Source organism: Nocardioides sp. ChNu-99 (assembly GCF_029493445.1).
In the GTDB taxonomy this organism is placed as follows: Bacteria; Actinomycetota; Actinomycetes; order Propionibacteriales; family Nocardioidaceae; genus Nocardioides.
In genome coordinates this window covers 1-12,691 of sequence record NZ_JAHWBL010000037.1, presented here as the reverse complement: position 1 = coordinate 12,691, position 12,691 = coordinate 1, and the positions used below count along the sequence as shown (strand labels likewise).

The 12,691-nt window shown below is 69.7% G+C and carries 10 protein-coding genes; 5 read left to right on the top strand and 5 right to left on the bottom strand.

The window, feature by feature from the left end; all coding sequences use genetic code 11:
* Nucleotides 1-21: 21 nt before the first annotated feature.
* The 3 genes from KK617_RS12755 to KK617_RS12745 all read left to right on the top strand — a co-directional run bounded on the left by KK617_RS12755 (nucleotide 22) and on the right by KK617_RS12745 (nucleotide 2,933).
* The gene (locus KK617_RS12755) at nucleotides 22-684 is read left to right on the top strand and encodes a DUF6338 family protein (protein ID WP_277500425.1); all 663 of its coding nucleotides are present in this window, start codon (nucleotides 22-24) and stop codon (nucleotides 682-684) included.
* 597 nt (nucleotides 685-1,281) lie between these two features.
* The gene (locus tag KK617_RS12750) at nucleotides 1,282-1,767 is read left to right on the top strand and encodes a hypothetical protein (RefSeq protein WP_277500424.1); all 486 of its coding nucleotides are present in this window, start codon (nucleotides 1,282-1,284) and stop codon (nucleotides 1,765-1,767) included.
* The gene (locus KK617_RS12745) at nucleotides 1,764-2,933 is read left to right on the top strand and encodes a serine/threonine-protein kinase (RefSeq protein ID WP_277500423.1); all 1,170 of its coding nucleotides are present in this window, start codon (nucleotides 1,764-1,766) and stop codon (nucleotides 2,931-2,933) included. The genes KK617_RS12750 and KK617_RS12745 overlap by 4 nt, the downstream gene beginning before the upstream one ends.
* Nucleotides 2,934-3,932: 999 nt before the next feature.
* Here the strand turns inward: KK617_RS12745 and qatD are convergent.
* From qatD to KK617_RS12725, 4 genes are all read right to left on the bottom strand, one after another.
* Nucleotides 3,933-4,727, bottom strand: a complete 795-nt coding sequence (qatD, locus tag KK617_RS12740; protein ID WP_277500422.1) for a Qat anti-phage system TatD family nuclease QatD — start codon at nucleotides 4,725-4,727, stop codon at nucleotides 3,933-3,935.
* Nucleotides 4,724-6,001 carry a Qat anti-phage system QueC-like protein QatC gene (qatC, locus tag KK617_RS12735; protein ID WP_277500421.1) on the bottom strand — a complete coding sequence of 426 codons (1,278 nt, stop codon included), beginning with the start codon at nucleotides 5,999-6,001 and terminating at the stop codon, nucleotides 4,724-4,726. Before qatC ends, qatD begins: the two co-directional genes overlap by 4 nt.
* A complete protein-coding gene (gene qatB / locus KK617_RS12730) occupies nucleotides 5,998-6,669 on the bottom strand; it encodes a Qat anti-phage system associated protein QatB (protein WP_346813104.1) in 672 nt (223 codons plus the stop codon). The genes qatC and qatB overlap by 4 nt, the downstream gene beginning before the upstream one ends.
* Nucleotides 6,670-6,838: 169 nt before the next feature.
* The gene (locus tag KK617_RS12725) at nucleotides 6,839-8,707 is read right to left on the bottom strand and encodes a P-loop NTPase fold protein (RefSeq protein ID WP_277500418.1); all 1,869 of its coding nucleotides are present in this window, start codon (nucleotides 8,705-8,707) and stop codon (nucleotides 6,839-6,841) included.
* An 805-nt stretch (nucleotides 8,708-9,512) separates the two neighbouring features.
* Here KK617_RS12725 and KK617_RS12720 point away from each other — a divergent pair.
* Together KK617_RS12720 and KK617_RS12715 are read left to right on the top strand one after the other, a co-directional pair.
* Nucleotides 9,513-9,851, top strand: a complete 339-nt coding sequence (locus tag KK617_RS12720; protein WP_277500417.1) for a hypothetical protein — start codon at nucleotides 9,513-9,515, stop codon at nucleotides 9,849-9,851.
* A gap of 45 nt (nucleotides 9,852-9,896) precedes the next feature.
* Nucleotides 9,897-12,104, top strand: a complete 2,208-nt coding sequence (locus KK617_RS12715; protein WP_277500416.1) for a hypothetical protein — start codon at nucleotides 9,897-9,899, stop codon at nucleotides 12,102-12,104.
* Nucleotides 12,105-12,229: 125 nt separating this feature from the next.
* On the opposite strand, the gene KK617_RS12710 is transcribed toward KK617_RS12715, so the two are convergent.
* On the bottom strand, nucleotides 12,230-12,691 hold a 462-nt coding region (locus KK617_RS12710), incomplete at its 5' end, for an alpha/beta hydrolase (RefSeq protein ID WP_277500415.1).

The window sequence follows — 12,691 nt, the reverse complement described above, 5'->3', positions numbered from 1 at the left end:
CGGCCTGACAAGATCGACAACATGATCCCGAGCTCAGCGACCCAGCTGCTGATCACGCTGGTCCTGATCGTCCCGGGGTTCGTGTTCCTCGGTGTTCTGGTCCGGCTCCGGGGCCGCACGCCCGCCGACGCTGACCTCTCCTCCCGCCTGATGCGTGCCATCGTCGCAAGCACCGTCTTTGCGCTCGTCTATCTGGCTATCGCGGGACCGCAGATCGAGGCGCTCGCGAACCAGAATCCGGACGAGGCACTCAACCATCTGCAGAAGTACGCCCTCCTCGCCCTCCTTGCCGCGTTCGTTATCCCAGCGGTGGCGGCCGGGCTCTACTACTGGATCAGCACTTGGGGGTGGCTTCAGGACAAGTTCAGGGACTCGTGGGTTGACCAGCGATGGAACCGGATCGACCCCCGACCCTCCGGTTGGGACGTCGCGTTCGCGGACCTTTCTCCCTGTTTCGTTCGCGTGAGGATGAATGACGGCGGCTGGTACGCCGGCTGGTTCGGGAAAGCTTCATACGCATCGTCGTGGCCCGACCCGCGATCGCTCTATGTCGAGGTCAGCTTCCATGTCGACGACAACGGCACCCTCGGTCAAGCGGTCGAGAATTCGAACGGGGCCGTGATCGATTGCACCGACGCGGTCCTGGTCGAACTGCTGCTCCCCGGGCCGGATTCCGACGAGTGAGGCACAATGGAATCCGGAAGATGACGAGGAGGGCCTAGATGACGAGCTCGAAGACCCTGCCACCGCGCCACAGCGGTTACCGAGCGTCTGGCTCCACCACGACCGTCTCGCGGAGCGCCAAGTCCGGTGCGTATACCAAGCTCCCAAAGCCACCTAAGGGGCAAGGCGGCGGCTCCAAGAAGGACCAGGACAGTGACTGACCGCCGAGTGACCAAGGCAGTCCCGACCACCACCAAGATGGTCTCCAGCGGCGAGACCCACGGCTATAAGCCCACCGCTCACAAGCCGGCCCGACCCGTCGCCAAGCCCCCGACCCCACCGTCTGGCCAGGGCGGCGGCTCAAAGAAGGCGTAACTCTGGTGACCGACTCCGAGCGCCGTCCTGCCAAGGGCACCCTGAGCGGCTCCGCGATGAACGGTGACGGCCTGGAGCACGGCTACCGGGCAAAGGCTTCCTCGGCAAAGCCGCCCAAGCCGCCCGTCAGGCCTCCCGTCCCGCCGTCTGGCGAGGGTGGCGGATCCAAGTCCAAGTAGCCCGCTTCAGAACCTGACGGCAACTAGGATTGGTGCTGATGGGTTGGGCGGGGAGGTGGACCGGATGCGGGCGCTGGGTGTGCACGCTGCGAGCGATGTGCTCTGGTTCGCGGCTGTCGAGCCCGACGGGACGCTGATCGATCTCGGCAACGCTTATCGGCTCGACCTGCCCAAAGGGTTGGACACCGGCCAGGCGCTGATTATCGCCCGCAAGGACATCTGTCGGGTCCTGCGCGCGTACGACATCGGACTGGTCTGGCTGCTGTCGGCCGAGTACGACAAGCGCTTCAAGCAGGGTTACCACGCGCTTGTTCCGCGGATCACCATGGAGACGGTTGTCGCGTTCGCCGCCGCGGAGGAGGACGTCGAGTTCCGCCGGGTGGCGCGCGAGACCGTGCGGTCCCGCCTTGGCTACGACAGCGGCAAGCTGCAGGAGATCGCCGTCGAACTGGTCCCCGAGAAGATCACGCCCAACTGGGGACCGAACAAGCGTGACCTAGCCGTGGCGACCGTTCTGGCTGCGCTCAGCGAGCTGCAGGACTCACAGTGAGCGCCGAGCTGGGAGCCGCCGAGGCGAGCCTCCAGACGGCGAGCGAGGCCCCGGAGCTTCACGGCCAGTACTTGGCGAAGCCCTCGTACACCTTCTTGCAGAGCATCAACGAGGGTGCGGCTGGGGAGTGTTACCGGTACCGCCACGAGGTCTTCGAGCACGACGTCGTCGCGAAGACCGTGGCACTGTTCGGGATCCCTGGCTCACTCACCGAGCCTCAGCTCCTCAAGAACCTCAAGCACGACAACCTCCTGACGGTACGGGAGGCGCAGTGGACGCCGGACATGGACCCTGCGCTCAAGGTGGTCACGTTCACCACGGACTACTGCGAGGGGCAGAGCGTCTTCACCGCCCTCGAGGAGGGACACGTCTTCTCCATCCGGGAGGCCGTGACGATCTGCTCGCAGGTGCTCGCCGCGCTCGACTACATGCACCTTGACCACGAGCTGCTGCATCGCGACGTCAAGCCCGGCAACGTGATGCTCGACGGCTCCCGGACGACCGGCTTCCTGGGCGACCTGGGGAGCGTGGCCGCGCTGACCGACGGGAGTTCGCCCGCAGGGGCTGGAACGCTTGCCTACCTGCCGCCGGAGAGCGCGGCGGGGGAGCTCCACCCGTGCTCGGACGTGTACTCGACCGGCATGGTGCTAATCGAAATGCTCAACGGGCCCTACGACTGGGAGAGCGTCGACGAGGCCAAGATGGAGGCCAACGTCGACAGCAGCAAGCGAGCACTGCCGCAGAAGTTCTACAAGCTGGCGCCGTGGGTGCCGCCTGCCGTCGCAACCGTTGCGCGCGCGATGACTGACCCGGACCCTGGCCGTCGTCCTGGCTCAGCTGCCGAGGCGCGCCGGCGTCTGGACGACGCGCGGTACGTCGACTGGAGTCGGGTCGACGGGACGGGTCTCCTCGGGGTTTGGGAGGGCACCTGGCCGCCGGGTGCGCGCGCCCGGCAACTTCGCACGGTGCGGATCACGGCGGCGCCGGTCGAGAAGGGCCGGTACGCAGGGCAGGTCAAGCTGCAGGCCTCGTGGCGTGGTCCGGGTCCGGGGACGTGGCGACGCTATGCGAGGCTCGACCGGCGGGTCGCGCGAGGAGACTCAGCAGCGCTCGCCCGGTTCTTCCGTGTCGTCGAGGAGGCGGCCCAGGCAGCGCCAGTCCGGTAGACGAGTTCGGCTTCGTCGGCGGGCAGGGAGAGCAACAGCCGACGTCCGGCCACCTGCTGAGCGTGGGTGAGCACGTACGCGCCAGAGCCGTCCGCGTACTCGGTCGCGGTCATGGCACCGGAGTTCACCGCCGACCAGAGGGTCGCGGGGAGTCCGCGCACTTTGCTCTCGGAACTCACCACCTTGGGGCGTCCGCCGACTCGGGTCCAGAGTCGCTCTGCCGCGGGGGTGTCGTCGCCGGCGAGAGCCGCGAGCTCACGGTGCAGCAGCTGCTGGTCGTGAGCGAGTAGCGCACGGACTCCACCGGCCGCCATCATGGTGACGATGAGGTCAGACAGACCTCTGAAAGACATATTTCGATTCTACGAGATGGCACCGGCGTGACCCGCGAGCGACACTCAGTGAACCCAGATGAGCGCTTGCGTGACTCTGCCGACAAGCAGGTCTCGATTCGGTGGCCGATCGCGCTAGATCAACGTCTCGATGACCTGCTCGGCCGTGCTGATTCGGTTGGCGAGAACACCAGCCGGCGTGAGCTGCTAGCGGCGCTCCTCCTCGGCGCTGATCCTTCGGGTGACGAGTTAAGGGACCTTCTACAGAGGTATCGAACGGCGTTGGTTCGGGAGGCACCACTGGGTGATGTCGAGGTTGAGGGCGACGTCCTACTGTTCCGGAAGCACCGGCCAGGTCCGCGTACTGCGGGCTAGGTGTGAGGCCCAGCGCTGGTCCCCGGCCAGTACGACTAGCATTTGACGCCCGGCCGTCAAGGCTCCGCTCGCCATGAGCATCTGTGCCACGGTCCTTCAGCGTGGAGGACCCGGGGACCTCAACGTCCTCTTGCTGCTCTTCGCTTGGAACACCCTCAAGTTCGCGTTCGTGGCAGCCGTAGACGTGTCTAGGTTCCTTCTCGGGGTTCTCCGGAGCAGGCAGCATGCAACCTAGAGAGGGAGGCGGTCAGGACCGCGGCAGGACCAGGCTCGGTCCTCACGTCAGACGTTGTCAGGAGCTATCAGTGCAACTGGGTGGGTGCGCGCCCAAATCACGGCGGTCCGTGCTCCCTACATCGGCCACGCTCGAGCTGAGTTCGCGTTCGTTCTGCTCCAGCTGGGTTCGCGCGGCCTGGGCGGGGATGTCCCAGATTCCGGCAAGCGTGACGGCTGCGGACTCGAGGTCCCACGGGTGGATGGGATCGGTCTTCACACGCGCGAAAGGCGCATCGCTCTCCAGGACCATGCGTGCCCGCGGCATCTTGCTGACGAGCGCGCGTCCCTTCGCGCCGGCAAGCATTGCTGGTCCAACGCTGAACCAGCAGCCCAGGTCTATCGCCTGGTCGAGGTCCGACATGGAGCCGGAGAACCAGTGCAGAATTGGCACGCCGGAGTCTGGGTGTCGCTGAAGTGCTTCTAGGACGGGGCTGGCGGCTCGCCGGCTGTGGATCGAAAGTATCTTTCCTCCGGCTTGCGAGCAGGTGGTGAGAACGTGTTCGAGCACATCGAGCTGATCGTGCCGTGTGCTCTGGGCTGCTGCTCCGTCGAGGCCCACCTCGCCGACGAATGCAGTGTCGGCGAGGTAGGTCTCGAACAGGTCGAGCTCGGCACGCCGCGCCGTTGCCAACTCTGGGTGAAGCCCTAGCGCTGTCCGGACGCATGGCCTGCCGTTCTCGAGTGCCTTGGTTCCTGGCCATGCGGACGGAGTCGTGGTCACCGAGACGATCCCGATGCCCTCGTGTTGGACTCGGTCTGCGACCTTGTGCGGGTCGGGGTAGAGGTCGAGGTGGCAGTGGAAGTCGATCACGAGACTCCGAGGTGTCGATGGAGTGCAGCGAGTTCGTCGACTCCGCGGCCGAGCATCGCCCGGATGGCCTCGCGGTCCTCGATGTAGGGGCTACTCAGCGACGGGCCGATCCAACGGTCGATGCCATCGGCGTCTACTGATGCTCTTGCCATCGCGACTGACCGCACGTCGTCGAAGGCAGCGTGGTCCTCGTCGCGGCGCCCCAGGTCGCTGTAGACGTAATCGGTGGAGTCGGGGGTGCCCCACTTGAGGAAGGCTGCGCGCCTGACCTGACAGGGCACGCAGCGGCCGCAGTGTCGGTACCCGAAGCGCTGAAATCGCCCGCAGCTGGTCGACTCGCCAGCGAGCGAGGACAGCAGTGGCTGGTCGGAACAGTCGCGCAGCATCTCTCCCTTGGTGTGCTCGCGGAAGGGGTTCTCGATCACGACCTCGAGACCGACGGCTTGGAGGACTTCTTGGATGGCGCCCAGGAACTGCGGGTGGGCGGTGCGCGTGCTGAGACTGCCCAGCCGTGCCGGTGTGAGGGGCGGGTTGATCGCGATGAAGCCGTTCTCGCACAGGTACAGCGTGACGTCCTTGCCTGCGTAATACCGTGCGGTGGAGGAGGCCGCGAGGATGCCGAACGCGATGAACGCCAGTGATCGTGCTCGCTGAGAGGTCTCCTTCCCGGGCCGATGCGGGGTGGCGTTGTGGTTCAGCGCGAGGTGCTCGACGCCGCCGCCGATGCTGGCGGCGAACTTCGATTGGGTGCTGCGATCGCCGCGGACCGTCTGGCTGACCGCCAATAGCGACTGACCTCCCGCGGTGAGGTCGATGGCCCCGATCAGGCTGTCGAGGCCTCCCGAGAGCAAGGTGACCGCGTCTGCGTCGGGGCGATGCACCTTCGCCGGCGTCGAGGGATGTTGTGCACCGCCGGTGAAGTGCAGGCTCCACCGGTCGGTGGTGAGGAAGTTCAGCGCCCCGGTGAGGGGCTGGGTCACGCTGTTCCACAGTTCAGGATCCGAGACCGCTACGTTCAACTCCAGTTCGCGGGTCCATCCGTCGGGGCTGCTGGAGCGGTAGGCGGTGGTGTCGGCCACGACGGCGGCGAGAGCGAGCGAGGCGAAGTCCCAGGCCAACGTTGCGGGGGCGAGCTTGCGACTCCGGATGCGCGCGCTCGCGGCACCGCCGGCCCCGGCCAGGCCAGCACCCGGAGCGCCGTCGAAGAGGCAGATGCCCACTGCTCCATCGGCAGCGCTCTCGGCGACCGCGCGGGGACCGCATTCGAACCTCATCCCAGGTACTCCTCGAAAATCAACAACGTCTCGGCGAGCGCCGATCGCACCATCGCGGCTACGCCCCGCGAGGTTGGGGTCGCTCCCCGATCGCGGACTCGTCGGAAGCCGGCCGCGACCTGCTCCCTGATGTAGGCCTGGATCTGCTTCATCCGCGACAGGGCGGTGGTGGCGTCGGGTGCCTTCTCGATGACGGTGCGCTGCATGTCGAGGGCGAACCGGTTGTAGACGTCGAGAGCGGTGTAGCGCTCGATGACGAAGTCTCGCTGGGCTGCGTCCAAGGCGAGGGGGTCAGCGTCTGGGAACTGCTCGAGGAGGTCGGAGAGTGCATCGCGCACGGCGCGGCGTGACGCCTCGGCGTCCTGGGTGCCGTCGACGGGACGCACGGCTTCGACGATCGCGTCCACGATCTGGTTGGCGTCAGCGCCGGAGGCAAGGACCTGGTCGCGCAGGTCGGTGCCGTCGGGGCTCTGCCCGGACGTGACGACGCCGCCGAGTCGGCTCGCCGTCGCGGAGGTGGCTGCGAGGCGGCGGCCCATGGTGCTGGCTCCGCCGTACCCACTGCTGACGTAGTGGCCGACCGCTCGCCGTAGGTCGACGGTGTCGCCGCGGCGGGCGAAGCTGCCTAGTGAGCGTCGGGCGTCGCGGAACCTGCCAGGAACAGCCACGGGAGAGGTGGCGGGTCCCGGTGGTGAATCGTCGGTGTCGCTGGGCTCCGCATCACCGGGCTCGGTGTCGCTGGGATCCGGGGACGGCGAGTCCGGCTCGGGCTCGGGTTCGGGTGGCAGGTCGGCGGCCCATGGCGGAACAAGGGCAACACCTGCACCCGGCCCAGAGCTACTTTGCGAGGTTCCCACGGGTCTCCTGACGAGTGATGGCCGCCTTGACGGGCCCGCTCACGCCCTTGGATCGCCAGGCGGTGAAGACTTGGCCTGCCCAAGGCTGGTCGCCGATCTTGGGCACGATGCTGGCCTGGATCTGGTTGGGTGGTCGCTCGATGAGGAAGCCGGCCAGGCTGTCGGCGTGCATGGGTTCGCTGTGGGCGAGGGCCAGGCAGGCATCGAGGATCGGTGGTGCACCCCACTCCTGTTCCTGGCCGGCGCGATCGAGCAACCGGCGCATCATGACCGAGGTGTCCGCCGGCGCCAGCGGGGCGAGCCGGTCACCGAGCGAATGGGCCATGTCCGGGTGCTCGAGCAAGGCCGACAGGAGTTCGGCTGCCTCCGAGGAGAGGCGGTCCTCGGGGAACACCAGGGGCGCATGCTCCCGGCTGACGTAGAGCGCGCCACGCAGGTCCTCGTTGGCCAGCGCCGGCGGGAGCGCGAGCCACTCGATGAGCGGTGGGTCGCTCCAGCCGCCCTCAAGGTTGAGCTCCTCCCCAGCGACTGCAGCGGTCTCCCAGGGCTCCAGGAAGTTCGGTGTGCCTCGGTCGCTGCTGCTCACCGCGGCCACCAGCTCTGAGTAGACCCCGGCCGGTGCGAGCCGCTCGAAGAGCAGCAACTTGGTGAGCACCGCTTCATTCACGCCCACGCCCTGGGCCGCGGAGATGGCCATCCTGATGGACAGGGCGTTGAGGAACCTCTTGATGAGTCGCGGATTCCCGGCGATCCCGGTGGCCGTCGCCATCAGCGGTGCCAGCCGGTCGGCGGTGTCGAGGCGGGCCACCAGGTCCGCCGGAAGGGTCACCCCCAGGCCCTGGACAAACCCTCGATCGACCCGCTTGCCCTGCCACGCCCGCTTCAGTTGCTGGGCGACCGCGTCCCGGATCTTGTTCTTGTCCGGCAGGCTCAGCGTGCTGTTCTCGACGAACAGCATCATCAGGTACGCGCGGACTTCCTGGGTGCCGAGCCCTGGAACCTTGATCGGAATCTGGATGAGCTTGTCGAAGTAGTTGGTGACCAACGAGTCGTCCGGCAGGCCGTGGAAGTGCTGACGCACCGCGTACCTGATCATGTCGTCGTCCGCCGCGATCACGAACGCGGTGTTCTGCAGGAACAGGAAGAGCCGGATGGCCTCCAGCGTCGAGATCGTGGTCGACGGTAGGCAGCGGTCGAGGTCGTCGATCAGGACCACCAGGGTGATCCCAAGTGCCTCCAGCGCGGCCTCGAAGTCGTCGCGCAGAGCCTGGATCTCCTTGGGCGGCGTGGAGCTCTGCTTGGGGTCGAGCAGCCCGGATGCGGCGGCGGCCAGCTCCCCGGCTGCCTGATCGCCGGCGGCGAGCTCCGTGGCGTCGAGGTCTCCGCTAAGGGTTTCCTTCACCAGGCCAGCGACCGGCCCGGCAAGCCCCACGGGTGGGAGGCCCAGCGCCAGCGAGGCAGCCGGAGCGGCCACCAGCTTGATCAGTCGCAGCCAGCGGACCCGCTTGAGGAAGTCGTTGACCTTGTCCAGGCCGGTCTTGCGCGCCTGCGCCTCTTCGGCAAGCTTGGCCGCGATCACCTCCAGCAGCGCGGCCCGAGCGTCGTCGTAGCCCTGGTAGAGCCACGCGTTGAACTCAACGAAGACGTACCTGCTAGGCCCCTCCTTCGGCTGGTGCCGATCGAAGGCGACCTTGGTCAGCTTGATCATCGATGACTTGCCGACGCCCCAGGCACCGGAGATGCCGATCGAGACTGGTCGACCGCTCGCCTGCGCGACGAGCTCGGCGACGGTGGCCGCGACGCCATCGAAGTTCAGCAGATCGCGGTCCGTCTCATTGTCCGGCCACATCGAGATCCGGCTCCCTCCCCGCGACGGCTACACCTTGGACAACCGAGCTCTGACACCCGAGTCACCACTCTACGAAGACCCAAGGCCATGGACCGCACTTTCGTCGCCCGACCGCCCTGTTTCACCATGCATGCAACTCGGGACTGCGGAGATCCCGCACCGATGGTCGGAAGGCGTTTTCGGGTCGGATCGAAGGTCCGCCTGGCGTGTCGTCCGTCGGCAGGGCCAGTGCCGTCGGCCTTGAATCTGGGAATCTGGATGGACTTTGATGCGCGGAGATCTAGATGCCGCGGCGGTGTAGAACGGCTGATGAACGACGCGTCCCCTGGTCACTGGTCGCCGGGCGACCACCCCTACGCCATCGCGGCCTCAGAAGCACAGTGGTGGCTCTCCGCGGTCACGCTCGCCGAGGCGCCTGCGCGACCCGGACGAACCTGGTGCCGCACTGGTCAGCTCGCGTTAGGTCGATGCTCGCAACCTCAGGGATTCCGGCGGCCGCGCCTCAACTCCGCGCCTCAACTCCGCGCCATGACACGTAGGGTGAGGCGAGCAACTGGAGCTCGCTCAACTGAACACTGGCTGGTGCACCCCGGGGGTGCACGGACCCGAGGAAACGGGAGGCAACTGGAGGCAACGGACGCCGGTTTCACGCTCAGAACGGTCGTTCACGCGTGATCGAGCGTGTTGGTCTTACGGTTCAACTCCCCCCTCGCGCACGTGTGGCAAGACCCCCGGTCGGATCCGACCGGGGGTCTTCGCGTTCCCCGGGGTTTCGCCGCCGCCCGGCGCGCCCATCATGCGGGGCGTGAAGATCACCCTCGCCATCCTCAGCGGCCTGACGTTCCTCGCCGCCGCGTTCGTCTTCGCCCTCACCTTCGAGCAGCTGAACTCCGACCTCGACGCGGAGACCGAGTCCGAGTGCGTCACGCTCGTGCCGCCGCCCGGGGGTGCCACCACGCAGCGCTGCGACGGGACCGAGGAGGCCGGTGGCCTGATCCCCCTCGCCATCCTCGGCGGGTCGCTGGCCGTGGTCGGCTCGGCGCTGCTGCTCGCGTCGGTGAACGTGCGTCACCGCGACGAGCGCCGCCCGTACGCGTCGGTGCCCGGGCCGGGCGGCCCGCCGTGGAACCCGCCGGGGCGCTGATCCGGCGCTGCGGCGGCGCGTGGCGCCGTACGTCACCATGACCCGGTGAGCGGAGGTCAGCAGGAGCGACGGGGCAGCACCGCGGTGCTGGTCGTCGGCCTGCTGCTCGTCGCCGTCGCCTGGGTGGTCGGGGCGGTGGTCGCCTCCCACGACGCCCTGCACGACGCGCCCGTGCTGCTCGTCGGGCCCGACGTGGTGACGGCCCAGCTCGTCGCCGAGGTCGAGGCGCTCGACGGGCACCCCGTGCGCGCGGGCGCGACCGAGAACCCCGAGGCCGCCCGGGCTGCGCTCGACGCCGGACGCGCCGTGGCCGCGCTCGAGGTCGACCTCGCCGGCACCCGCGACACCCTGCTGCTCGCCCCCGACCACTCGCCCGACCGCGACGACGCCCTCGTGGCCCTGGTGCGCTCCGTGGAGGAGCAGCGCGGCCGCACGGTCGACGTCGTGCCCGGCGGCGGACCCCACGTGGCCGGCCTCGCCCACGCCGACCTCGCGCTCCTGGCGGCGCTCCTCGGCTTCCTGCTCGTGCTCGTCGTCTCGCTGGTGTGGGGCCCGTTCGCCCGCACGTTGCGGCGCGGCCTGGCCCGCCAGGCCGGGATCGGTACGGCGGCCCTCGCCGCCGCGGCCGTCGTCGCCGTGGTCGCCGACGCGCGGGGCGGGACGCTCGCGCTCGTCACCGCGGCCGTCGTCGTCGCCGCCGGCGGCGTCACCCTGCTGTGCGAGGCGCTCGCGGGGCTGCGGGGGCTGGTGGTCGCGGCCCTGCTGGTGCTCGTGCTGCCCCTGCCGCTCGCGCTGCTCGGCGACCCGCTGCTGCTGGCCGAGCCGTGGGCGGCCGTGAGCCGGTGGACGCTGGTCGGCGCCGGGGCGGACGCCGCGGGGGCGACCGGCCTCGACGGGGCCGTCGTCGTGCGGCCCGTCGTGGTGCTGGGCGGCACGGTCCTCCTCGCGTGGGTGCTGCTGCTGGCGGCGCGCTTTGCCGTCGGGCGACCCGGCTCGGGCGCCCACTCCGTCGGGGTGCCGGCGGGCGGGGATGCGCCGACGTCCCCCCGCGCCGTACCCGTCCCGCGGGCGTGGCGGGCGCAGCTCGCCGCGCTCGCCCTGGTGCTGGTGGCCGCGACGACGTCGGTGCTGACCGTCTGGTCGCGTGCCGACGAGGCGGCACTCGCCACGCCGCTGCCCAGCCTGGCGGCGACGACCGAGTGCGTCGCCTCCGGAGAGGTGCAGGACGTCGACGGCCTCAACCGCATCGCCGAGCTGCGCGGCACCTCGGCGTTCCAGGGCGGCGATGTGGGCGCGAGCGCCACGCTGCAGGACGGGCGCACCGTGTGGATGTTCGGCGACACCCTGCGCGGCGAAGGGGCCGACGGCGGGCGCTTCGTGCGCAACTCGATGCTGCTCGTCGAGCCCGGCTGCCTGCGCGTCGTGCTGCCGCGCGGTGACGGCGCGATCATCCCGGACCGCAGCGACGGCGTCGGCTACTGGCCGATGTCCGTCGTCACCGTGTCCGAGCCCGGCTACGACCTCGTGAGCGTCACGGCGCAGCGCGTGCACACCGTGGACGCCGACGACCCCTTCGGGTTCGAGGCGCTCGGCCCCGCGGTGGCGGTGTTCGTCGTACCCGTCGGGGGCACGCCCCAGCTCGTCTCGCGCACCGACGTCGGGGCCGACGACGCCGACACCACCAGCCCGATGTGGGGTGCGGCCACCGCGCTGTCGGCCGACGGGTGGCTCTACCTCTGGGGTACGTCGCGACCCGCCGACCCGCCGCCCGGCACCGGGTTCGCGCTGCGCGTCGCCCGGGTGCGCGCCGACGCGGTCAGCGACCCCTCGCGGTGGACCTACTGGAACGGGCTGGCGTGGGACGCGAGCCCGTCCGGCGCCGCCGAGCTCATCGGCTCCGTCGGCGGGGTGTCGCAGACGCTGAGCGTCTTCCAGCGCGACGGGGTCTGGTACGCGTTCTCCAAGCGCGACGAGGTGCTCGGCCAGGACCTCGTGTTCTGGACGGCGCCGACGCCGCAGGGCCCGTTCACCGCCACGGCCCCGGTCGCCCAGCTGCCGTCCGACGTCGCCGACGGGCGGCTGCGGTACATGCCGCTCGCCCACCCCGACCTCTTCCCGCAGCCGGGCACCGTCGTCGTGTCCTACAGCCGCAACAGCACCGACGTCGGCGAGGTGCTGGCGGACCCGCTGCTCTACCGCCCCCGGTTCGTGCGCGTGCCGCTGCCGCCGCCTGCGCTGCCGCCAGTGCCGTAGCCCGCGGGTGGTTTCGAGGGCCGCTGGGGCGGCCACCTCAACCACCGGGACCGGGCCGCTGGGGCGGCCACCTCGACCACCGGGACCGGGCCGCTGGGGCGGCCACCTCGACCACCGGCCGCCGCTCAGGCGTCGGTCGCCAGCGCCCCCGTCGACACCAGCACCTGCTCGGCGACGGCGGCGGGGTCGTCGAGCATGGGGACGTGGCCGAGGCCGGGCAGCTCGACGTACGCGGCCGCGGGCAGCAGCTCCTGGGCGCGGCGGCCGTTGCGGTGCGGCGGGAAGAGGCGGTCCTCGCCCGCCCAGACGAGGCGGACGGGGCAGGGGAGCGGGTCCATCGCCGCCACGTGCTCGGTCGTCGCGAGGGCGTCCTCGAGCACGGTGCAGGCGACGAGGTCGCGCGTGATCTCGACGGCGAGGTCGGCGGGCACCCGGGAGCCGCGGGTGGCGACCCCGGCGAGCGCGCGCTGGCGCACCACGGGCAGCTGCAGCGCCAACGGCGAGACGTGGCGGGTACGGCGGGCCAGCTCGGCCGCCCGCCGCAGCACCCGCGCCGCGCTCGGCGGCCGCCCGCCGCCGTCGGCGGT